Raw genomic sequence first — 22,929 nt, 5'->3', positions numbered from 1 at the left:
GATTCAGAAGGGCTGGATTCAGAAGGGCGGGATGTCTTCTTCGACGCCGGGCAGGCCGGCGAACGGATCGCCGCCCGCGGCCGTGGTACGGGCCTGCGGCTGGGGCGCCGCCTCCGAGGGGCGGGTCGCCCAGGCAGGGAAGGGGAACGCGACGGCCAGCGGCACCGGGATCTCGGGCTGGGCGACGAACATGGTGCCGGGCTTGGCGATCGTGGCGCGTTCACGGACGGCCGGGGGCAGCCAGCCGTACTCCGACCGGGCGGCCTCGGCCGGGTCGAGGCGGCCCGCGACGCGGACGGCGCTGTTGGAGACGATGCGCCGCTCCACCTCCGAGGCGGTCTGCTGGGCGCCGATGAGGATGACGCCGAGCGAGCGGCCGCGTTCGGCGACGTCCAGCAGGATCTCCTTGATCGGGGAGTCGCCTTCGCGAGGGGCGTACTTGTTGAGCTCGTCCAGCACCACGAACAGCAGCGGCCGGGCGGTGCCCGAGGTCTCCTTGCGGTGGAACTCGCCGCGCAGCACCACGCCGACCACGAACCGCTGCGCCCGTTCCGGCAGGTTGTGCAGGTCGACGATGGACACCTGCGCGTCGGAGGTGCGTACCGAGTGGTTGCGGTAGAACGGCAGGTCGCCGCGGACGATCGGCGAGAGCGGGCGCACGGCGCTGCGCAGCCGGCGCAGGAAGGCGTTGACGGTGCCGAGCGGGGTCTGCGCGCCGGTCCAGTCGCGGCGGGCGTCCTCGTCCTGCAGCTGGTCGGAGAGCAGCTCGACGAGGTCGGAGAACGTGCGGCAGGTCGTGCCGCGGACCATGACGGCCCCGCCGTCGCCCACCGGCTCGGCCCAAGCCTTCAGCCGGGCGGCGACCTGGCCGACCAGCAGCGAGTAGCCCGCCCGCTCGTCGTCGGCGTCGGCGAAGACGAACCGCAGCAGCTCCTCGTCGCAGAACTCGGTGAGCGTCCAGTAGAAGGAGCTCACCCCCTGCGTGCGGGCGGAGACGTGGGGGACGCCGTTGGGGTCGCCGGGGCGGGGCGGCGCGAACACGTGGACGCTGCCGAAGGCCCGGGCGGGCAGCCCCAGCCGGGCGTAGGTGTCCGTCGCCCGCTGGTCCAGCCGGAGGTTGTCGTGGTCGAGGAAGAGCAGGTCCTCGCCCTTGACCGAGAAGATCAGCGCCTTGGTGTTGGCCGCCTCGCCCGCCAGCACCCCCGAGTTGAAGATCGAGTAGAGCAGGAAGGTCGCGAAGGAGGTCTTGGTGGCGACGCCGGAGACGCCGGAGATCGACACATGGGCGCCGCGGGTGCCGTCGAGGAAGTCGAAGTTGACGTAGAGCGGCTGGCCGTCGCGCCCCGTGCCGAGGGGGATGCGGCGGTCCATCACGTCGAAGTAGAGCGCCTGGTCGCGGTCGCCCTGGCCGGCGAGGAAGACCTTCGAGCCGGGCAGCGGCGGCACGAACACCTCGGGCTCGACCCGGGTGACCCGTACCTCGGCCACCTCGACCACCGCGGCGGGCAGCGCGCCGTCGGCGATGAGGAAGACGTCGGAGTCGTACGCGGCGCCCTCGTGGCGCGCCTCCACGGTCGTCACCACGCCGGCCACCAGCACGGGGCCGTATCCGGGGACCTCGCGTCTGGTGACCACGACGTCGTCGAGCTGGACGACCTTGCCCGGCTCCAGGCCGATCCAGAACGACAGCGGTGAGGCCGCCTGGGTGCCGAGCACCCGGCCGACCGCCTGCCCGGCCTCCGTCCGGGGGGCACCCTCGTGCCCCGCTGTCTGATGCCCCGCCACCCCGTTGACCGTCACGCATCCCTCCGCCCTCGCAAATGCCGTCCTAAGGGAGGGTAGTGGGGCCGGGGGGTGCGACTGGGCCTCATCCGGTCACGCGTCGCCCGCGTTGACGGGATGGGCGTTCGGTGGGGCCTGAGGCGGCACTGTGGTGAAGCTTTACTTTTACCGTTCCTTTGGCAAGGAATCGTCATGGCAGTCTAGTGGTTTGGGGATGTAAGCGCTTATTGCGGCTTTACGTCCACGATGTGCCTTATGGCCGGTTTGTGTCGAGGATGCCGAACGGAAGGGGAAGCCGGGTTGTCACCTCTGCCACGGCCGCGCTCCATCCGAGCGCGGTACACGGTGGTCGCGGCCGTGTTCTCGCTGATCATCCTGACGCTGCTCGGTGTGACGCTGGACCTCACCATCAGGAGCAACGTCCAGGCCGACGCGTTCGACCAGGCTGAGCGGGTGGCCAGCCAGTGGAGCGCGGCCGCCCGCAACGGCATCGTCCCGCACCGCATGCCCGCCTATCCACCGGTCGAGCTGGTCCAGATCGTGGACTCCCACATGCGGGTCGTCGACTCCAGCAAACAGGCGTCCGACTCCGTACCGCTGAGCAAGCTTCGGCCTCCGGCCGACGACCGGTTCCAGCGGCGCATGGAGTGTCCGCCCGGGGAGCCGTGCATCCTGCTCATGGCCATCCGACTGTCCCCCGACCCGGACGCGGGCGTCGTGTACGCCGGCCTGCCGGAGCCGGGCATCCTGACCACGAACCGCCTGGAGTACCTCATCGCCGGGTCGATCGCCGCATTGGTGGGCCTGGCCGCGTGGATCACCTGGGCGCTGGTCGGGCGGACGCTGCGGCCGGTCGAGGCCATCCGCGCCCGGATCTCCGAGATCACCGTGAGCGACCTGAGCCTGCGGCTTCCCGTCCCTCCCGGCCGCGACGAGATCACCCAGCTCACCGTCACCGCCAACGAGACCCTCGCCCGCCTGGAGAGCGCGGTGCGGCAGCAGCGGGAGTTCGCCTCCACGACCTCCCACGAGCTGCGCACCCCCCTCGCGGGCCTGCGCACCCATCTGGAGGAGGCGCTGACCTACCCGGAGGAGGTCGATCCCCAGGAGACGATGCGCGCCGCCCTCACGGCGACCGACCGGCTGGAAGCGATCATCAACGACCTGCTGATGCTGGCCCGCCTGCGCGTCAGCGACGCGCCGGCCGAGCTGATCGACCTCGGCGAGCTGGTCGCGTCCGAGGTCGCGGTGCAGCCCCACCGGCTGCCGCTGGTCGTCAGCGCGGCCCCCGGCCTGGTGATCCGCGGCTCGCGCATGCAGCTCATCCGCGTCCTGGACAACCTGCTGGTGAACGCGCAGCGGCACGCGGAGTCGACGGTCGAGATCACCGTCGAGCGGGAGGGTGACCGGGCGGTCGTCGCGGTGAGCGACGACGGCCCGGGGGTCGAGCCTGCCCACCGCGAGCGCATCTTCGAACGGTTCGTACGCCTCGACGACTCCCGCCGCCGCGACCCCGGCGGCAGCGGGCTGGGCCTGGCCATCTCCCGCGACATCGCCCGCGCCCACCACGGCACCCTCGGCGTGGAGGACTCCAGGAGGGGCGCCCGGTTCGTGCTGCGCCTGCCGATCGTGGAGCGGTCCGGAGCAGTCGCGGCGGGCGCGGCCCCGTCGGCGGGTGAGCTCGCCCCCAGGAAGCGGACGCGGGACGGCGGCCACGTCGCGCGCGTCGCCTCCCCGGACGGCGCCTGAGCCGCCTGCCCTCAGGGGAGACGTACGGCGATCATGGCGACGTCGTCCTGGTTGGCGATGGGCATCCGGGCGAGCAGGTCGTCGCACAGGTCGCCGACGGGCACGCGGGACAGGGCCCCGGCGTGCCGGCGCAGCCGGTCGAGGCCCCGTGCGATGTTCTCGCCGGGCAGCTCGACCAGGCCGTCGGTGTAGAGCAGCAGCGTGCCTCGGGGCGGCAACTGGGAGACCGCGCTCGTCCGCCTCCTGTCGTAGCCGACCCCGAGCAGCGGGTTGAGCGCGCCCCGCAGGTAACGGGCCGTGCCGTCCGGCGTGACCAGCAACGGCGGCGGATGGCCCGCCACCGAGTAGTCCAGCTGCCACCCGCCGCCGGGGCCAGGCGCCAGCCGGGCGAGGACGCAGGTCGCGGTGCCGTCGGCGTACAGGGACTCGGTGGCGATGTTGAGGCGGCGCAGGATGTCCCCGGGAGGCTCGCGGCGGTCCATCGCGAGCCCCCGCAGCATGTTGCGGAGCTGGCTCATGGTGACCGCCGCGGCCAGGTCGTGCCCCGCGACGTCGCCGATGGTCAGCACGGTGGTCCCGTCGGGCAGGACGAACGAGTCGTACCAGTCGCCGCCGATCTCCACCGCCGCCGCGCTCGCCCGGTAGCGGGCGGTGATCTCCAGGCCCGGCACGTCAGGTGGGTCGGGGAGCAGGCACTCCTGCAGGGCGAGCGCCACCCGCTGGGTGCGCTGGAACCGCATGGCGTTGCTCAGATGGGTGTGCGCGTGGTCGAGCATCCGCACCAGCAGTTCGACGTCCGCCTCGCTGATCGGGTCCTTGGGGCCGCAGACCACGGCGTCGAGCACCGCCGCCACCGCGCCGTCCACGATCACGGGGATGAGGGCGGCGCTGTTCGCGCCGACCATCCTGAACCAGTCCTCCGCGCCGGGCGGCGCCAGACCGGGCGGCGGCTGCCCCGGCGGGAAGACCTCGTGGACCGTACGGCGGGTCGTGACGGCCCTGACGAAGCCGCAGTCCGGCGGGAAGCGCACGCACCCCGGCTGCGGCTCGGGCCTGAGGTCCTGACGGACGATGCTGACGAGCCGCTGGGCGGAGAACGGCTCGGTGGGCGCGCCGGTGATCTCGGGCACCAGGTAGACGCCGCAGCCGTCGAGGACGGTCGGGACGATCACCATGGTGAGCAGGCGCAGCACCTCGTCGAGGCCGGCGATGTCCGCGGTGGCCGCGGCGGCCCGGTCGAGGAGCTTCCTGCGCCGTCCGGCCTGCCACTCCTCCTCGATGTCGGCGCACGTGCCGATCCACTCGGTCGCCGTCGCCCGTTCGCTCACGGGGATCGCGCGCGCCCGGACGTGCCGGTAGTCGCCGCCCGCGGTCCGCAGCCGGAAGACGTGCTCCCAGCGGCTCGGCGTCCCTGACCTCCGCCACGACCCGCGCAGCCCCGTACGGTCGTCGGGGTGGACGGCGCGCAGCCAGCCGTCCCCGAGGTACTCCCCGCGCCGCTGACCGGTCAGCTCCTCCCAGGTGCCGCAGGATTCGACCACGTGGCCGAGGGGCGACATCACCCACACGACGCGCGCCTCGTCCTGCATGAGGCTGTGGTAGTGGCGCAGGAGCCTGCGCCGGTCCTGGGCGTAGTCGCCGGAAGGGGCGGGGGCGCCGGCCGCCGACACCGTCTCGACGGCGACCACCAGCAGTCCCTCGCCGCCGGAGGCGAGCTGCAGCCTCGACAACTGCAGCGACACCCGCCGGCGATCCGAGGCCGCCCCGCGCCGCTCGGGACGCAGGGCGAGGTTCGGCATGCGGAGCGGCCGGCCGCTGTCCAGCACCTGGTCGAGCAGGTCGGCGTGGTCGCGGCGGAGCCGGCCGAGCAGCCGGCGGAGGGGCAGGTTCGGGGTGCCGGCCGCGTGCTGGAAGACGACGGTGGCGTAGACGACGCGGTGGTCGCGGCCGCTGGTGATCGCGATCCCGACGGGAGCGGGGGCGAGGCCGTCCGGGGGTGGGGCGCCGGAAGCCTCGTCGGCCGCGCCTTTCTTCCGGCGGTGCCGGCCTGGCTCGGAGGCTGGGTGGCATGTCGCGTTTTGCCCCATTAAAAGACGGTATGTCTGATGGGTATCCCATCGCTTGGGACTTGGGTGGTTGTTGGGGGTTATCTAGCGAAAACCTGGCCACCGTGGTGAGGATTCGGAAATTTCCGGCCCAAGGGCTCGCCGTGAACAGCCCTCCTCCTTGGGGCGCACCTTGCCTGTAGGGGATGGTGCGGCGTCCGGTCAAGATCAAATGTGACATGTGCGCGTTATCACACCGTCACAATTGCCCTCTGGTGCATCGCAGTGTGATGTACGACACTCGGCCTAACTGTGTTTTAGAACACCGTTCTAGAAGCCTTCTGCCGTCACGTACCACTTCCGGGGAGCACCACAGCGGAGGAGAAGTCATGGTCAAGGCCGTCAGCCGCGAACGCCGCCGACTCGGATCGCCACCTCCCGAGGGGATCAATCCCGCCGATCCGAACCCGTTCGGCTGGGGGCCCTTCATCGTCTTGTTCGTCGTCGGCATGGTCGACCGCATCGAGGCCAACCTGATGGCCGGCGTGCTGCCCCTGGTGCAGGGGGAGTGGGGGTTCAGCGACACCGCGGCCGGCTCGATCCCGACCGCCGCCGCGCTGGCCGCCGCGGCCGTCGCCCTCCCCGCCGGTTACCTCGCCGACCGTTACAGCCGCACCCGGATCATCGCGATCGTGGTGCTCTGCTGGGCCCTCGCCACCCTCGGCTCAGGCCTGGCGGCCGGATTCGCGATCTTCTACCTGATGCGGGTGCTCCTCGCCGCCGCGGAGAACATCGACAACCCCGCCGTGGGCAGCCTGCTCGCCGACTACTATCCCGCCGCGACCCGGATGCAGGTGTACGGCTGGACCCGCATGACCACCTACCTCGGCGGCGTCGGCACCCTGCTCGGCGGCGTGATCGGCCAGGCGTTCGGCTGGCGGGCCGCCTTCCTGCTGATGGCGATCCCGGGCGCGCTGACCGCCCTGCTGGTGTGGCGGCTGCGTGAGCCCGAGCGCGGTGTGATCGACCGCATCATGGCGCGGGCCTCGTCCGAGAACGCGGCGTCGGAACCGGCGCAGGCGCCGGAGCAACTGGTGCCGCCGCAGCCCGGCCCGGGCGACACCGACCCGGCCCCGCCGCCCGCCGCCGTGAAGCCGCCCTTCTGGCCGCAGGTCCGCGAGGTCTTCACCATCCGCACGCTGATCCTCGTCTCCCTCGGCGTGATGATCCTGACGCTCGGCCTCGGCGGCATCTACTACTGGCTGCCGTCACTCCTCGTACGCACCTTCGGCATGGGCACCGGCGTCGCCAGCACCATCACCGGCACGACGACCATCGTCGGCGTGGTGGCGGGCACCGTGGCCGGCGCCCGCATCGCGCGCAAGCTGCACGGCCGGGTCAAGGGCGGCAGGCTGCTCGTGGGCGGCACCGGCATCACCGTGGGCTCGGCGCTGCTCGGCTGCGCCCTGCTCATGAACTCGCCGGTGCCCATGGTGGTGCTCGTCCTGCTGGCCGTCACGATCTCGTCGACCGCGATCCCCACGTGCACGGCCTCCATCGCCGACGTGGTCGGGGCCAGGTCGCGCGGCGTCGGCTTCGCCGTCCTGCAGTTCCTGCTCACCATCGGCGGCGCGTTCGGGCCGCTCATCGTCGGCATCACCTCCGACGCCACCGGCTCGCTGATCATCGCCATGTACGCGCTGATCGTGCCGATGATCGTCGGCGGCCTGGTGGTGCTGGCCTCCCGCGGCTACTACGAGCGGGAGGCGGCTCGCGTCCTGGAGCAGGCGCGCGACCTGTGACCGTCAGAACCCAGGGAAGACCCGGCGCAGGTCGTCCAGGATGACGCCGTCACCGGACAGGTCGACCGAGGACGGCGTGTGCTCGGGGGAGTGGCGGCCGTAGACCAGGCGCAGGAACCACTCGGCGGGCGCGGTGAGCACGGCGTCCGGCTCGGCCGGGACGTCGGTGATCGACACCGCCTCGCCGACGTCCAGCCCGAACGACCGGTCGGGTGACGTCGTCCGCACGGCGACGCTCACCCGCCGCCCGCCCAGCTCCTCGGGCTTGCCGAGGAACCCCAGCATGCCGCCCGCCTGGTCGAGCAGCAGCTCGGCGGCCCCCTCAGGGAGCTGGGCGGAGGGGTCGAAAGCGACCTCGACGTCCCAGCTGTGGTGGGCGAACTCGCTGAGCCGCATGCCGGTCAGCGTGGCCACGCTCGCCGGCTCGGGCAGGAACCCCAGCTCGACGCGCAGGTCCTCGCGCGTCTGCGTGTCGAGCCCCTCCAGGCGCTGCAGCAGGGCCTCGTTGGCGGTGACGAACCCCTCCGCCCGCTCGGCGGGTGACATGGAGTCCCAGCGGGCCCAGATCGCGCGCATGGCGTCCCCGTCAGGGGTTCCGGTGCCGTCCAGCGTGCCGTCGAGGGTGGCCAGCATGATCTCGGCGCCGCTGCCCAGGTGGCTGAGCACCTGCGACACGTCCCACTCGGCGGCCCCCGACGGGCGGGTCAGCTCGTCGGGGCCGTAGCCCTTCACCTTCGATGCCAGCGCGTCGAACTCGGCGCGGAGTTCGCGGATCGTCTGCTCTGCGCGATCGGTCATCGTCGTCTCCTGTCCAGTGAGCGAGCCGCCGAACCATTCGACGCGCCGACGGCAGGCTACTCGCCGCCCGCCGCCGGTTCCAGTTGATTGCGGGTCAGGCCAGCACCCGCAGCACCCGCAGGTCGGCCGCCGCCTGCTCGCGCAGGAAAGGCGCCGCCTCGCGGGCGGGCCCGGGCAGGCCGGCGGGCACCAGCTCGACCTCGCGCGGGTCGCCCACCCGATCAGCAGGTGGGCGTCCATCGGAGAGGTCAGGATGACGTGCTGGGAGCACGCGTCCCGGTCCGCGGCCGTCATGTGGTCGCGCAGCGCGGGCAACAGCAGCATCGCCGCCTCCGACGAGCGGGCCGCGACCGCCCTCTACGCCGAGATGCAGCGGCGCAGCCTGCGCGCCTACCGCGAGCTGCTGGACGGCGACGACGTGGACGTGCGCGTCGACCTGATGGCCGCACAGCTCGTCGGGGTCGCGTTCAACCGCTACATCGTCAGGACGGGCCCGCTCGCGTCGATGTCGGCCGAGGAGGTGACCACGCGGCTGGCCCGCGTCCTGCGGAGCATCATGTTCGAGTGATCCGGTCGTACGGGAACGCGTGGCTCGTACGGCCGTGCACGCCGGTGGTGGTCGTCGCGGTGAACACGGAGTCGAGCAGCGCCTCCTCCACCACGTCCATGACCGCGGCGAACAGCGGGTCGAGCACGGCGTCGGGCAGGAGCGGCCGCTCGGGCGGGGCCGTGCTGAAGGCGATCGCGTAGTCGCCGCTGCCGTGGGAGTACGACGCCCCGACGCGTCCCATGGCGAAGACCGCCCGGCGGGCCAGGCGCCCCAGCCGGCGGGAGTCGAGCGGCGCGTCCGTCGCCACCACGATCATGCAGGAGTTGCCGGGCGGCTCCGCGCGCACGACCCCGGGCAGCAGGTCCTCCACCGGCATCGGCGTCCCCAGGACGGTCAGCACGCCGCCGAAGTTCGCCTGGACGAGCGCCCCCACCGTCACCGGGAGGCCGCCGACCACCTGCCGCCGGGAGGCGGTGCCGATCCCGGCCTTGAACCCCAGGGCCGTCGTGCCGGTGCCCGCCCCGACGCAGCCCTCGGCGGGCAGGCCGCCGCTCGCCCCTTCGAGGGCGTCGAGGACGTGCCGTTCGGTGATCGGACGGCGCCGGATGTCGGACAGGAAGCCGTCGTTGGTCTCGCCCACGAGCGGGTTGAACGACAGCGCGTCCGGGCGCCGCCGCATCAGGTACGTCAGCACCGCGTCGGCCGCCAGGAACGCCGACAGGGTGGCCGTCAGGACGACCGGCGACTCGATGACGCCGAGCTCGTCGACCTGGGTGGAGCCGACGAGCTTTCCGTACCCGTTGGCGGTGTGGACGGCCGCAGGCAGCTCCCACCGACCGGTGACCAGCTGCCGGGGGACGACGGCGGTGACCCCGGTGTGCAGGTCGGCGCCGTCGTCGATGGTGGTGTGGCCGACCAGCACGCCATCGACGTCGGTGATGGCGTTCAGCGGCCCCGGCGGCAACGCGCCGACGACGACGCCGAGCGAGCGCGCCCGCGCGCGCCCCGGCGTGCCGCTCATGGACCTTCCCCTCGCACGGGCTCGACCCTATCGCCGCGCGGCGTCAGCCCCAGATGCCGGGCACCTTGGCCGGCAGCCTGTCGGCGAGCTCGCTCCGGTCGATCACGTCGCCCCGCAGGGGCAGCAGGACCGTCGCCTCGCGGCCCCACGTCGAGTAGCGGGTGTCGGACTCGACGCGGACGGAGCCGTCGCCCGACGGCAGGGCGGCCTTGGCCGAGACCCGCTCGACCAGCCCGGTGCCGCTCAGCCAGAGGGTGTAGGAGACCTTCGTGACCTTCTTCGGCTTGCCGAAGCGCGAGGCGAACGACCGCGACGCCTTGGCCAGCGCGTCGGTCTTGATGCTGCCCTTCAGCACGCCGTCGCGGTAGGAGGAGCGGTGCTTCAGCAGGGCCTTGAGCGTGTCAGGCTCGCGCACCTCCAGCAGCAGGTTGCTGGTCGGCAGGTCGGTGCCGGCGTACCGCACCCAGGTGGCGTCCTGCGGCAGCGCCGGGTCGACCAGAGGGCCGGAGACGTAGTCGTCGCCGGCCGCGGAGATCATCCTGACGGGTGCCTGCCGCAGGTCGCCGTCGATGCCCTGCTTGCGCAGGGAGGTGAGCGCGGCCTTGCTGTAGGTCATGGTGTGGGAGATGTCGGAGGCGATCTCGCCGCCGGGCCCGTACCCGATCGTGCCGTCCATGGCGGAGGTGTAGGAGACGCCGCCGCCGAAGTCGACCTTCACGGCGGCGACGATGTCGACGGCCTTGCCCCGTACGAGCTCGGCCTTGAGCGCCTTGACGGGGTCGATCTTCGGTGCCGCCAGCGCGGGGGCGGCAGGGAGCTGCACCAGGCCCGCGACCACGGCGACACCGGCGAGGGTTCGCTTCATGGGGATTCCTTGGATGGTCAGGAAAGACCCGAACAATCTTGTGGATGAAAGATCCACAGTCAAGCCGAACCATGAAACCCGGCATTTCCGGTTGCGCCCGTGTTCGCGGCGTTACGCGGTGATTCCTCCCTGCTACTCTTGGTGATGAATCATCACTTTGAGTAATTTGGGGGCCTCGAGTGAAGATCACCTGTGTCGGCGGCGGACCTGCGAGCCTGTACTTCTCGATCCTCATGAAGGTCGTCGACCCGTCCCACGACATCACCGTGTACGAACGCAACCCGGCCGGGTCCACCTACGGCTGGGGCGTGACCTACTGGGCCGACCTGCTCGGCGCCCTCTACGTCAGCGATCCCGTCTCCGCCGAGGCCGTCAGGCGCAGCTCCGTCCACTGGTCCCAGTGGGACACCCACCTGCAGGGCCGGGCCAGGGTGACGGTGGAGGGCGCGGAGGGCGGCTACGGGATCGGCCGGCACGAGCTGCTCCGCATCCTCACCGAGCGGGCCCGCGCCCTGGGGGTGCGGGTCGCGTTCGAACGCGAGATCACCGACCCGGCCGAGACGGCGGGGGCCGACCTCGTCGTCGCCGGCGACGGGATCAACAGCGTGCTGCGCGAACGCCACGCCGCCGACTTCGGCACCGTCAGCAAGGCCGGGCGCAACCTCTACACCTGGCTCGGGACGACCCAGGTGTTCGAGTCGTTCGTCTTCGCCTTCGTGCCCACGGAGCACGGCTGGATCTGGTGCTACGGCTACCCGTACAGCACGACCCACAGCACCTGCGTGGTCGAGTGCGCCCCCGAGACCTGGCGGGGGCTCGGGCTGCACGAGGTGGCAGAGGCCGACGGCATGGCCCTGCTGGAGAAGCTGTTCGCCGACGTCCTCGACGGGCACCCGCTGATCGGCCAGGAGAACACCGGCGTCCGCTGGGCGAGGTTCCGTACGCTGACCAACCGCGTGTGGCACCGCGGCAACGTCGTCCTGCTGGGCGACGCCGCGCACACCACCCACTACTCCGTCGGCGCGGGCACCGCGCTCGCGCTCGCGGACGCCGCCGGCCTGGCAGAAGCGCTGTGCCAGGACGCCCGCCTGCCGCGCGCCCTGAGCCGCTACCAGCGGATGCGCAAACCGCCGACGTGCGCCAGCCAGGCAGCGGCCCGCAACAGCGCCCGCTGGTTCGAGCACCTGCCCCGCTACATCGACCTGCCGCCCGAGCAGCTCATCGTGCTGCTCGGGCGGCGGCACGCCGCGCTGCCGCAGCGCATGCCGCCGTGGCTGTTCTGCCGGATCGACAGGGCGCTCGAGACCCTGGCGGAGCTGCCAGGGCGCAGGCGACGGCACGACTGAACTACGGGCCGAACTCGTAGACCAGGTGGACGTCCGTGCCGGTCGCGACCCGGGCCTCGCCGAACCCCGCCTTTCCGGCCAGCTCCAGGAGGCGCCTCGGCCCCGGCTGCGAGCCGAGCCCGGTCGCGGGCGGCGCGGACAGCCCGCTCGGCAGGCAGACGAACATCGACACCCCCACCAGCAGACGTCCTACGGGGTTGGCGGTCTCCTCGACCGAGTCCCAGCTGATCGGCTCGACCGCCATGACCCGCCCGGCGGGCCGCAACGCCGCGCGGGCGGCCCGCAACGCCGTGAGCGGGTCGGGCATGTCGTGCAGGCAGTCGAAGAACGTGACGAGGTCGAAGTCACCGTCGAGGTCCTCGGCCGCCGCCGTACGGAACTCCACGCGGCCTGCCACCCCGGCCGCCTCCGCCCGCTCCCTGGCCGCCTCGATCGACGGCGCGTGCGCGTCGATCCCGACGAACGCCGAGTTCGGGTACGCCCGCGCCATGATGATCGTCGACGTGCCGAACCCGCAGCCGACGTCGGCGACGCGCGAGCCGCTCCCGAGCCGCTCCGCCATCCCGGTCAGTGACGGGATCCACGAACCGGTCAGGTTCGCCATGTAGGCGGCGCGGAAGAACCGCTCGGTGCCCTCGAACATGTCGGCGTGCTGCTCGCCCCACGGGATGCCGGCGCCGGTGCGGAACGCCTGGGCCAGCCGGTCGGTCATGCGGGTGGCCGCGGTGAGGCTCTGGAACATGCCCGCGACGTACCCGGAGCCGTCGGCGTGCGTGAACGCCTCGGCCTGCTCGGGGGAGAGCTCGTAGCGGGCGGTGCGCTTGTCGCCGCCGCCCGCGTACGTGATGTAGCCGGAGGCGGCCATCGTCAGGCACCAGTCGCGGACGTACCGTTCTGCCGTGCCGGTGCGGTCGGCGAGTTCCCCCGGGGTGAGCGGGCCGCCGTCGGCGAGCGCGGCGAACAGCCCGAGCCGGTCGCCGATGAGCCCGAGGTGCAGCGCCATCGAACCGCCGGCGTCGGCGACCATCCGGTCGGTCAGCGCGCGCAGCCGATCGGGGTCCACCTCTTTCCTGACCTGAGACATGCGCATTCCCCTTCTGCCGGGTCACGTTCAGGCTAACTCGCAGGTCAGGCGGTGTTCGGCGCGGGCGTCAGTAACGCACGGAGACGCGGCGGGCGGCGGCGTCGACGGTGACCGCGCCCCCGTAAGGAACGACCAGCTGCGGGTCGGTGTGCCCGACGTCGACGTTCATGACGAGCGGGATGTCCGGGTTGTACTCGGCGAAGGCCCGCAGCACGGCCTCGCGCTGCGCGGCGACGTACGCGGCCTTCTCCTCCGGCCCCAGGCGGGCGGCGAGCGACCACGCCTTGGGCCGCCCCATGATCGCGGCGGCGAACCGGCCGAGCAGCCCGCGCTCACCCATGCACATCAGCAGGTAGTACACGTAGTCGGCGTCCGGCAGCATCTCGGAGGTCTCCAGGAACAGCACGCAGCCGTCGTAGGCGGCGGGCTCCCTGACGTGCGTGCCGACGCGCAGGTTGAAGTCGACGATCTCCAGGCAGCCGCCCCAAGAGGGGCCGGTCACCGTACGGCTCGGGCCGTGCCACTCCCAGCCCTCGCCGGGGAACGTCTCGGGCTCGCGGGCCGGCAGCGGCGGGTCGTTCCAGTCCTGGTCGACGTCGCCGTACGTCGCGGCGGGGCGCAGCTCGTGCTCGTCATGGGTGAACAGGGCGGCCCGCACGGCCGCGGCCGCCTGCGGGTTCATCCGGCCGCCCCGGCCGAACAGCGTCATGACGGTGCCGCCGTAGTACGACACGACGCCGAGGTTCCACAGGTAGTTGCACAGGTTCGTGTTGTCGCTGATGCCGAAGAACGGCTTCGCGCCGGCCCGGAGCACGTCGGGGTCGAGGTGGCGCAGCACCTTGATCTGGTCGTCGCCGCCGATCGAGGTGAGCACCGCCTTGATCTCCGGATCGGCGAACGCGGCGTTGACGTCGGCGGCCCGCGCGGCGGGCGACGACCCGAGCGCGCGGGTGGTCGGGTACTCGACCGGTTCGAGGCCGAACTCCTCCCGCAGACGGGTCAGACCCAGCTCGTACGGCTCAGGGAAGATCGCGGGGGCGGCGGCGCCGGGGGACAGGACGGCGACCTTGTCGCCCGGCTGCGGCTTGTCGGGGTATGCCGGCATGCCGATCACCGTAACCCGTCGCCTGGTCGGTAGTGCCCTTCGACAACGGTCGGTCAGCGCGGCCGGATCTTCCGTCAGATGGCCCAGTGCACGTCGCGCCCGTCCGGGATTCAATGCTGCCGACCCCTTGATCGACAGTCCCCTCGCGCACGAACGGATGGTTCATGGCCAAGCGTCAGGCAGTCCTGGCAACCCTCGGATCCTTAGTCGTCAGCGCGATCGGAGCGCTCCCCGCGCAGGCCGCCACCCCGGCCCCGCTCCCGATCGGCGCTGTGCTGCCCGCCCACGTCAACGTCGCCGGCCCGGGATTCGTTCCGGTCACGCTGCTGAGCGGGGACGGCCTGGACGCCGCCGCGGTCGACCCGGCCACCGTCCGGCTGGCCGGCGGCACGCCGGTCGCCAGGGACGGCGACGGGTACCTCGCCACCACCGCCGACACCGACCACGACCGGCGCGCCGACCTCGTCCTCCACTTCGACAAGACGCGGGGCTGGCTCACCCCTGGCACGACGACGGTCACCGTGACCGGGTCGCTGCGCGACGGCCGCGCCTTCGAGGCGTCCGCCTCGGTCACCCCCGAGGTCGCGCTGGAGGTCAAGTTCAAGGAGCCGCTCCGGGTCCGCGGCACGGGTCAGGCGCTGCGCAGCGCCGCGGGCGCCGACCTCGACCCCGTCCAGGCCGTCCTCGACCGGCACGGCGTCCGCTCGGTCACGCCGCTGCTGCCCGGCTCGGCGGTGGCCAAGCTGGACGAGCTCGGCGCCAGGGCGAAGGCGCGCTCCGGCGCGGCGCCCGACATGGCCTCCTGGTACACCGTCGTGCTGCCCGCCGACGCGGACGTGCGGCAGGTCGTCGCCGACCTGCGGGCCCTGCCCGAGGTGGCCTTCGCCTACCCGGCCCCCGACCTCGTCCCGCCACCGTCGTCGACCCCCGACTTCACCGGCTCCCAGGGATACCTGCGGCCCGCGCCCGAGGGCATCGACGCCGACTTCTCCCACCAGGACCCGCGCGCCAGGGGCGCCGGCATCAAGATCGTCGACCTCGAGTACGACTGGACCGTCTCGCACGAGGACCTCCAGCTCGACGCGTCCAGCGATCTCGGCGGTACGGCGTTCCCGCGCTACACGGGGTTCGCGGACGAGCACGGCACCGCGGTCTTCGGCGAGCTGGTCGCCAAGGACAACGGCTACGGCGTGACCGGCAGCGTGCCGGAGGCGACGATGTACGGCATCTCGCCCACCCAGGCGCTGGAGGGGGGCGGCACCCGGTGGAGCCCAGGCGCCGCGCTCGCGTACCTGGCCGGGCTCGGGGTGCTCGCGCCCGGCGACGCGGTGCTGCTGGAGCAGCAGACCTCGGGCCCGCTCGGCGGCAGCAACTACGCGCCCCTGGAGTGGATCCCGTCCGTCTTCGACGCGATCAAACTGCTCGACAGCCTCGGCGTCACCGTCGTGGAGACCGGCGGCAACGGCAACCAGAACGTCGACTCCGAGCTGTACGTCCAGAACGGCATCACGTGGTTCGACCGGAGCGTGCAGGACTCCGGCGCGATCATGGTCGGCGCCGGCAGCAGCACCGATCACGAGCGGCTGAACTTCTCCAACCACGGCAGCAGGTTCGACCTGCAGGGCTGGGGGCACGACATCGTGACCTCCGGCGGCAACGGCAACCTGCAGGGCGGCACCGACCCGGCGAACCTCGACGTCCGCTACACGAGGACGTTCGGCGGCACCTCGGGCGCGGGCCCGATCGTCACCGGCGCGGTGGTGGCCGTCCAGTCGTACCTGAAGGCGACCGGCCAGGAGCCGTGGAGCGCCGCGCGGATCGCCGACCTGCTCAAGCGGACGGGCACGCCGCAGGGCACGGCGACCGCCGCCGAGCACATCGGGCCGCTGCCCGACCTGAACGCGGCGCTGCGGGCCATCGAGGTGGACGCGCCCGTGACGGAGGCGGCGCTGAGCCGGCGTCCGCCGCGCAAGGGCGAGGCGTACAAGAACCCGACGGTCACGCTCACGGCCGGCGACGGCTGGGGCTCGGGCGTGACCGCGACCGAGTACCGGCTCGACGGCGGGAAGTGGCAGGCGTACGACAAGCCGTTCCGGGTGCTGCGCAAGGGCACGCATGAGCTCTCCTTCCGTTCCGTCGACGCCAACGGGAACGTGGAGGAGGCCCGGACCCTGACCTTCAGGAACCGGTGACGGCCTGAGCGGGGTTCCTGCAGGGCCGCTGCGGTTCCGGCGGCCCTGCCAGCCGGGCCAGTTTCAACGCCATGTGCAGGGACAGCCGCTCGTTGCCGTTGCGCAGGTCGGTGCCGGCCAGCTGCTCGACGCGCTGCAGCCGGTAGTAGACCGAGGCGCGATGCAGGTTCATCCGTACGGCGGTCGCGTGCGCGTTGCCGGCCAGGTCGAGGTACGTCTCCAGGGTCTCCAGCAGCGGCCGGTGCGCCGGGTCGCCGATCAGCCGCTCCAGGCCGGGATGGACGGCGGCGTTGCTGAGCATCTCGCCGGACAGTTGCGACAGCAGGCGGTAGATCCCGAGCTGCGACCAGTCGGCCACCGGTCCGACCGCGGGAAGCCGCATCGCGACCTGGGCGGCCAGCATCGCCTCGTCGTAGGACAGGCGCAGCTCGGCCAGCTCCTCGCGCGGCCGTCCCACGCCGACGACCGCGCCGGCCACCGAGGGCAGCCCGCGGATGGTGGCCTGCAGGGCCTCGTTCAGGTGCCCGGCGAGGACGCGGGACGGGCCGGCGTCCTGCCGGTCGTGCACCAGCAGCACCCCGTGGTCGTAGCGCACCAGGTGCACGGCCTCGCGGGGCCCGCTCCGCCGGCGGACGGCGATGAGCGCCTGCTCCAGGGCGATGCGGGCCAGGTCGTCGAGCCGGACGTTCGGCCGCATGATCAGCCGGGCGACGATCGCCGTCGTCGGGACGTCGTCGCCCGCCAGCAGGCCGCCTTCGAGCAGCGTGCTCGCGCCGTGGCGCCGGGCGTCCCGTTCGTCGGAGAGCAGCAGCCGGATCGCCTCGGTCTCCCGCTGCGAGGCCAGCTCCCCGGCGAGGTTCTCCCGGTACAGGGCGAGCGCCAGCTCGGTGGTCGTGGTGGAGACCGCCGCGATCTCCTCGTCGGTCATCGACTCGTCGGCGTCGATGACCCAGACGTACCCGAGCAGCATGTCGCCGTGGCGGATCGGCACGCAGATCCGCGGCAGCATCTGTAACTCGTCGCAGGCCGGGGTGCGGATCGGCCCCTTGGCCTGCACGATGCCGACGTCACGGAAGAACGCGATCACCTCGGGGGTGGTCTGGCGGCGCAGAATCGACAGGCGTCGAACCTCGTCCATGGGCTCCAGTTGCTCGCTGTAGGCCACCACCCGCTGGCGATGGTCCTCGATGAGCGCGGGACGGCCGACGCGGCTGGCGAGGGCGTCGATGATCGTTTGAAGCTCCGAGAGCATCGCACCGCTTTCGACGGAAGTGGAACCTTTTTCGGGATATTTGCCGTTTTGGGCCGTCTGTCAAACGGCGCTGACGAGGAGTCCCGACATCTGTCGGGACGGCCCTCGTCGCGCTTCGGCATCTGCACGGTGACGCCCTCACCGCACCGCCCGTAAGGTCCGCGTCGGCACTTCGTTGAGGAAGGTGTTCTTCGTGCTTTCGAACCGCGCCCGCCGGCGATCGCGACGCTCGCCGGCCAGGACCATGGCGGCGCTCTGCGCCCTCATGCTCGGGCTGTCGCTGAACATGACACAGGCCCAGGCCGCGACCTGGAGCCCACCCGAGATGCAGCCGATCGACCCCCAGCACGTCCAGGACCAGGAGGACATGACCTGGGCCGACTACAAGCCGATCCCCGGCGTCGACTGGGCGACCGACGGCGCCGTCCCGACCGACCGCGCGCTGCGCGTGGCGCTCGTCGCCGTCGACTTCCCCGACCAGCCGTTCGTGATCACCAAGCCGAAGAAGTCCGACCCGTTCGGCAACCCGCAGATCGACCCCGTCAGCCGGGACGACGTCCCGCGGTTCTACGCGGACTTCTTCAACAAGCCCAGCCCGGTGAACAACTTCCAGACCATCAACGGCTACTGGATGGAGCAGAGCGGCGGCAAGGTCGGCATCTCGTCGATCACCACGTTCGGGCCGTACCAGCTGCCCAAGAACTCCTCGCAGTACGGTCTGAACGACATCGGCCAGCCCGAGCAGCAGGGCTGCCCCGGCCAGACCAAGGTGAGCGGTGACCAGAACGCCGTCTCCACCATCGCCGTGGAGTCGAGCGCGTTCTTCAAGGTCGGCGACATCGTCACCATCGCCGGGGTCTCGCCGTCCGGCCAGCGCGTCGTCACCGGCATTCCCGACGGCACGCACCTCACCCTCGACGGCACGGTGACCGTCTCCGACCAGGCCGGCATCAACAACTGCGCCGGGACCCGCCTCGAGACCGACGCCGACAAGCTCTGGCACGAGGACGCCGACTGCGAGCGCAACTGCGGCTTCGACGTGGTCCTGCGGATCTACGCCGGCTACGACGAGACCTCGGTGTGGCAGGAGTTCGGCGAGATGAAGTTCAACTCGCCGCAGGACGTGCCGCGCGAGCTCTGGGGCAACCCGAACCCGGCGCTGCCCAACGCCGTCCAGAGCCGTTACGTGCCGTGGACGTCCTGGCTGGCCGGCTCGCAGCTGTGGGGTCAGTCGACGGTCCGGCAGGGAGAGAGCTCCGGCACGATCACGCACGAGCTGAGCCACTTCTTCTTCAGCATCGGCGACAACAACAACAACCCGTACATCCAGCCCTACCACCGGGCGGGATCGGGACCGTGGGACATGATGGACCGTGGCTCGTTCAACGGCCCAGGCGGCCCGCACAACCGCTGGCAGGTGCCGGCGCAGCAGGGCGCCTCGATGGGCGCCGAGCAGACACTGCGCAACAAGATCGGCATGGGATTCGTCCCCTACTCCTCGGTGCTGCGCCTCAACCGTGACGGCCTGGCCCAGTCGGGCCTCGCGGTCGCGGACGTGATCGCCAGGGCGGTGAACACCGGTGACCTGCCGAAGGGCACCCGCGCCGGCGTCCAGGTGCTGCTCGACGGCGCCGCCCCGGTCGACCGCTCGCCCGCCTGCGACGTCAACACCGACCCGCTGTGCGACGGCGGCGGCCCCGCGGGCCAGTGGAGCAACTACACGCTGGAGACCGTCCAGCGGATCGGGTACGGCTCCTTCCAGCCGGACAACGGCCTCCTGATCGCCAAGAACAAGCCGTACGAGCCGGGACAGGACGGCAAGGAGGGTTCGACCTGCGGCTACAACTGCTTCACCTGGGTGGTGGACGCGCACCCCGAGGACATCGGTGAGCTCGACTACACCAAGCCCGACGGCACCAAGGTGATGCGCACCATCGGCGACTACCGGCAGCTCAACGACGCCCTCTTCCACGCCGGCACCGACTCCGGCTCGAAGAACGAGTACGTCGACGCCGCCAACGGCCTGCACTTCTACGTCCTCGACACCTACAAGGACGCCAAGGGCCTGCTGCACTACGTGATCGGCGTGCAGAACCCGAAGGGCGCAGGACCGCAGCGGCGCGGCGTGGCGCTGACCAAGGGCAAGCCGGGCGGCAAGGCCCCCGAGTACGCCACCACCTGTTCCTTCCGGCTCACCAACACCGGCAGGGACGCCGCCACCGACCCCGCCCTGCACCCGCAGGACGAGCGCGCCCACCTGCGCAACGACATCTACCGCCTGTCGGCCTCGGCCTCGGGCGGCGGCTGGACGGCACAGCTGCAGAACAACCTGGCCACGGCCACGTTCGGCGCGTCGACCGACGTCCCGGTCTTCGTGACCCGTACGCCGGGCAGCTCCCACTCCGCCACGGTCACGCTGAAGGCGTCCTCCGTGAGCGACCCGTCCAAGACCGCCACGGCGACCTGCAAGGTCAAGACCAAGGACACCGACCGCTGACCTGACGGCCTCGTGGTCACACCTGTGACCACGAGGCCGCCGGCGTTGAACCGATCACGTCCCCGGTACGTCTGCTGGACATGATGGTGCGTGCATGCGCGGTGCTGACCCTGGCGGCAGCCTGGTCGATCGTCCTCGCGGGGACGGCGCAGGCCCACTGCTCGTGCGTGACGCGCACACCACAGCAGCACGTCAGCGAGGCGGTGTCGGTCTTCTCCGGCACCGTCACGGATGTCCGCGTGGACGAACCGATGCTGCACGGCGGCAGAGTCACCGCCAAGCTCCGCACCGATCACGTCTACAAGGGTGTCCTGCGCCGTGAATTCGAGGTGTTCACCGCGGCGGAGGGGGCCGCCTGCGGCTTCGAGTTCGTGGACGGCCTTCGCTACCTGGTGTTCGCCCGTGCGCGCGGCTCGCAGCTGACGACCACGTTGTGCTCGGGGAACGTGCTCCTTCCCGCCGGCCAGGTCACCCCGGAGTCGAGCGCTGCTCTGGGAACGCCGGTGAGCGCCGAGCGCTCGTCCGCCCCGCACTGGACCGGCTTGCTGGTGCTCGCCGCGGCGGTGGCGGTCGGCGTCACGTGGTACCGCAGGACGCGTTGAAGTCGCTGGGCAGGCGTACCGCGATCATGGCGATGTCGTCCGTGCGCTCCTCCGGCAGGTCGGCGAGGAGGCTGTCGCAGAAGTCGTCGAGCGGAGCCCTGGCCAGGGACGCGCCCCGGCGGCGCAGGCGTTCCAGGCCGTGGTCCAGGTCCTCGCCCGCCAGCTGGACCAGGCCGTCGGTGTAGAGGAGCAGCGTGCTGTCGGGCGGCAGCGTCGCGACGGCGCTGCCGCGCGGCAGGTCGCCGGCCACGCCGAGCAGCGGCTCGGCGGCCTCCTCCAGGTAGCGGGCCGCGCCGTCACGCGTCACGAGCAGCGGCGGCGGATGCCCGGCCAGCGAGTACGTGAGCCGCCGGCCCTCCTCTCCGACGTCGTCGAGGCGGGCGAGGACGCACGTCGTCGTGCCGTCGTGGTCGAGCGACTCGCTGATGACGTTCAGGCGGCGCAGGATGTCGCCGGGCAGCTCGCGGCGGTCCATCGCCAGCCCCCTCAGCATGTTGCGCAGCTGGCTCATGGCGACGGCCGCCGTCAGGTCGTGCCCCGCCACGTCGCCGACGGTCAGCATCGTGGCGCCGTCCGGCAGGGAGAAGGAGTCGTACCAGTCGCCGCCGATCTCCGGCGCGGTGGTGCTGGCCCGGTAGCGGGCGCTGATCTCCAGGCCCGGCACCCGGGGAGGCTCGGGCAGCAGGCACTGCTGCAACGCGAGGGCGATGCGCTGGGTGCGCTGGAACCGCATCGCGTTGCTGAGATGGGTGTGCGCGTGGTCGAGCATCCGGCTCAGCAGGTCGACGTCCGCGGCGCTGATGGGGTCGCGGTCGCCGCAGGTCACGGCGGTCACCACCGCCGCCACCGAGCCGTCCACGACCACCGGCACCACTGCCACGCTGTTGGCCTCGATGTCGACGAACCACTGCGTCACTGGCGGCGACTGCAGCGACGGGTACGGCCGTCCTTTCGGGAACGACCAGAACAGTGGCCGGCGTTCCTCGACCGACCTGGCGAAGTTGCTGTACGGGAGGATGGTGTGCGGGCCGTCCGCCGGCGGGTACGTCCGCTGCCCCGGCAGGCTGAGCACGCGCTCGACGACGTACGGCTGGCCGAACGACTGCAGCTCGCGCTCCGGCAGCACGTAGACGTCGCACGCGTCCGCGAGCGCGGGCACCATCTCCTCGGCGAGCGCCCGCAGCACGTCCTCCAGACGCGCGAGGTGAGCGGTCGCCGCGCCGGCGCGCTCGAGGAGCCGTCTGCGCCGCTCCTCCTGCCACTCCTGCTCGACGTCGGTGACGCTGCCGACCCACTCGACCACCCTGCCGTTCTCGACGATCGGCACGCCGCGCGTGCGGACATGGCGGTACGTGCCGTCCGAGGTCCGCAGGCGGTACACCTCGTCCCAGTGGGTCGGCTTGTCCATGGCCTCCAGCCACTTGCGCTCCGTGGCCTCGCGGTCGTCGGGGTGCACGACGTCCAGCCAGCCGAAGCCGCGGTACTCCTCCCAGGTCTGTCCGGAGTAGCGGTGCCAGCTCTGGTTGGGTTCGATGGTCCGGCCCCGGGCGTCGTTCACCCACACGGCCTGGCTGTTGAGCTCGATGAGGCTGCGGTAGCGCTCCAGGAACCTGCGCCGCTCGTCGGCGGTGGCCCGCATCGCTTGATCGGTCCGTAGCTGCTTGGTGATGTCCACGATCATGATCAGCAGCCCGGGTTCGCCGTCCACGTGCGAGATTCTCGCCATGCTGAGGGAGACGAAGGTCGCGGGAGCGGTGGGGTCGTGCGCACCCACCTCGAACGGCAGCTCCTCCAGAGAGAAGGACTCGCCCGTCCTCAGTGACGTGTCGAGCAGCTCGAAACAGGCCTGGTGGCGCAGGTCGCGGAGCGCCTTTCTGATCGGCAGGCCGAGCGGGCGCTCGCCGACGAGCCGCTGGAACGCGTGGTTGGTGTAGATGAGCCGGTGATCGGGCCCGCTGGTGACGGCCACGCCCACGGGAGCGCTCTCATAGATGTCCGGCGCTGCACCTATGGCCACACGTTGTCTCATCTCACACACATTTAGGTATGTTTTCCCCCAAAACGGTATTAATGCGGACATATAAGTAAATTCCCGGTAGGCACACCAAGGTCGCGCCGACGCGGATGCGGGGGTCGGCTGTGCTCCACAGGTCCCGTTCACCATTGGCCGGGATCCATGCTCGGTCACAGGTGTGATGAGACGCGCTCAACGCGCTGTTAGACATTCGTCGTGGCCGGC

General features: G+C 71.6%; 17 protein-coding genes. 7 read left to right on the top strand and 10 right to left on the bottom strand.

Annotation, left to right across the window (positions count from 1 at the left end):
• Nucleotides 1-18 precede the first annotated feature (18 nt).
• On the bottom strand, nt 19-1,800 hold the full coding sequence (locus BLR04_RS27690; RefSeq protein ID WP_218129204.1) for an ATP-binding protein: 1,782 nt from the start codon (nt 1,798-1,800) through the stop codon (nt 19-21).
• 339 nt (nt 1,801-2,139) lie between these two features.
• On the opposite strand from BLR04_RS27690, the gene BLR04_RS27685 reads away from it, so the two are divergent.
• Entirely contained in the window at nt 2,140-3,531 is a 1,392-nt protein-coding gene (locus BLR04_RS27685) for a sensor histidine kinase (protein ID WP_245740597.1), read from the top strand.
• An 11-nt stretch (nt 3,532-3,542) separates the two neighbouring features.
• Here the strand turns inward: BLR04_RS27685 and BLR04_RS27680 are convergent, their stop codons facing one another.
• Nucleotides 3,543-5,618: a SpoIIE family protein phosphatase gene (locus BLR04_RS27680; RefSeq protein WP_090770666.1), complete on the bottom strand. Its 2,076-nt coding sequence runs from the start codon at nt 5,616-5,618 to the stop codon at nt 3,543-3,545.
• Between the two features lie 347 nt (nt 5,619-5,965).
• Between BLR04_RS27680 and BLR04_RS27675 the strand changes: the two genes are divergently transcribed.
• A complete protein-coding gene (locus BLR04_RS27675; RefSeq protein ID WP_090770664.1) occupies nt 5,966-7,378 on the top strand; it encodes an MFS transporter in 1,413 nt (470 codons plus the stop codon).
• Between the two features lie 3 nt (nt 7,379-7,381).
• Here BLR04_RS27675 and BLR04_RS27670 read toward each other — a convergent pair whose 3' ends face one another.
• Entirely contained in the window at nt 7,382-8,176 is a 795-nt protein-coding gene (locus tag BLR04_RS27670; RefSeq protein WP_090770662.1) for a maleylpyruvate isomerase family mycothiol-dependent enzyme, read from the bottom strand.
• A gap of 94 nt (nt 8,177-8,270) precedes the next feature.
• Nucleotides 8,271-8,393, bottom strand: coding sequence for a hypothetical protein (locus BLR04_RS42465; RefSeq protein ID WP_281191693.1), 123 nt, complete (start codon nt 8,391-8,393; stop codon nt 8,271-8,273).
• Between the two features lie 36 nt (nt 8,394-8,429).
• Here BLR04_RS42465 and BLR04_RS27665 point away from each other — a divergent pair, with 36 nt between their 5' ends.
• Entirely contained in the window at nt 8,430-8,744 is a 315-nt protein-coding gene (locus BLR04_RS27665; protein WP_090770660.1) for a TetR/AcrR family transcriptional regulator, read from the top strand.
• On the opposite strand, the gene BLR04_RS27660 is transcribed toward BLR04_RS27665, so the two are convergent.
• On the bottom strand, nt 8,731-9,747 hold the full coding sequence (locus BLR04_RS27660; protein WP_090770658.1) for a P1 family peptidase: 1,017 nt from the start codon (nt 9,745-9,747) through the stop codon (nt 8,731-8,733). The genes BLR04_RS27665 and BLR04_RS27660 overlap by 14 nt on opposite strands.
• Nucleotides 9,748-9,790: 43 nt before the next feature.
• Nucleotides 9,791-10,612: a hypothetical protein gene (locus tag BLR04_RS27655; RefSeq protein WP_090770656.1), complete on the bottom strand. Its 822-nt coding sequence runs from the start codon at nt 10,610-10,612 to the stop codon at nt 9,791-9,793.
• A 179-nt stretch (nt 10,613-10,791) separates the two neighbouring features.
• Here BLR04_RS27655 and BLR04_RS27650 point away from each other — a divergent pair, with 179 nt between their 5' ends.
• A complete protein-coding gene (locus BLR04_RS27650; protein ID WP_090770654.1) occupies nt 10,792-11,958 on the top strand; it encodes an FAD-dependent monooxygenase in 1,167 nt (388 codons plus the stop codon).
• 1 nt (nt 11,959) lies between these two features.
• Here BLR04_RS27650 and BLR04_RS27645 read toward each other — a convergent pair whose 3' ends face one another.
• Together BLR04_RS27645 and BLR04_RS27640 are read right to left on the bottom strand one after the other, a co-directional pair.
• Entirely contained in the window at nt 11,960-13,042 is a 1,083-nt protein-coding gene (locus BLR04_RS27645; RefSeq protein ID WP_176903314.1) for a class I SAM-dependent methyltransferase, read from the bottom strand.
• A 67-nt stretch (nt 13,043-13,109) separates the two neighbouring features.
• On the bottom strand, nt 13,110-14,147 hold the full coding sequence (locus BLR04_RS27640; RefSeq protein WP_218129203.1) for an LD-carboxypeptidase: 1,038 nt from the start codon (nt 14,145-14,147) through the stop codon (nt 13,110-13,112).
• A 164-nt stretch (nt 14,148-14,311) separates the two neighbouring features.
• On the opposite strand from BLR04_RS27640, the gene BLR04_RS27635 reads away from it, so the two are divergent.
• Nucleotides 14,312-16,339, top strand: a complete 2,028-nt coding sequence (locus BLR04_RS27635) for an OmpL47-type beta-barrel domain-containing protein (RefSeq protein WP_090770650.1) — start codon at nt 14,312-14,314, stop codon at nt 16,337-16,339.
• Here the strand turns inward: BLR04_RS27635 and BLR04_RS27630 are convergent.
• Nucleotides 16,326-17,591: a PucR family transcriptional regulator gene (locus tag BLR04_RS27630; protein WP_090770648.1), complete on the bottom strand. Its 1,266-nt coding sequence runs from the start codon at nt 17,589-17,591 to the stop codon at nt 16,326-16,328. The genes BLR04_RS27635 and BLR04_RS27630 overlap by 14 nt on opposite strands.
• A 193-nt stretch (nt 17,592-17,784) precedes the next feature.
• Here BLR04_RS27630 and BLR04_RS27625 point away from each other — a divergent pair, with 193 nt between their 5' ends.
• Both BLR04_RS27625 and BLR04_RS27620 read left to right on the top strand, forming a co-directional pair.
• On the top strand, nt 17,785-20,088 hold the full coding sequence (locus BLR04_RS27625) for a peptidase M6 (RefSeq protein ID WP_143022235.1): 2,304 nt from the start codon (nt 17,785-17,787) through the stop codon (nt 20,086-20,088).
• Nucleotides 20,089-20,168: 80 nt separating this feature from the next.
• Nucleotides 20,169-20,690: a hypothetical protein gene (locus BLR04_RS27620; RefSeq protein WP_090770644.1), complete on the top strand. Its 522-nt coding sequence runs from the start codon at nt 20,169-20,171 to the stop codon at nt 20,688-20,690.
• Here the strand turns inward: BLR04_RS27620 and BLR04_RS27615 are convergent.
• Nucleotides 20,665-22,719, bottom strand: coding sequence for a SpoIIE family protein phosphatase (locus BLR04_RS27615; protein ID WP_090770642.1), 2,055 nt, complete (start codon nt 22,717-22,719; stop codon nt 20,665-20,667). The two genes, BLR04_RS27620 and BLR04_RS27615, sit on opposite strands and share 26 nt — an antisense overlap.
• Nucleotides 22,720-22,929 lie beyond the last annotated feature (210 nt).

Source organism: Nonomuraea maritima (genome assembly GCF_900100395.1).
Taxonomy (GTDB): Bacteria; Actinomycetota; Actinomycetes; order Streptosporangiales; family Streptosporangiaceae; genus Nonomuraea; species Nonomuraea maritima.
This window is presented reverse-complemented; position numbering and strand designations above follow the sequence as displayed.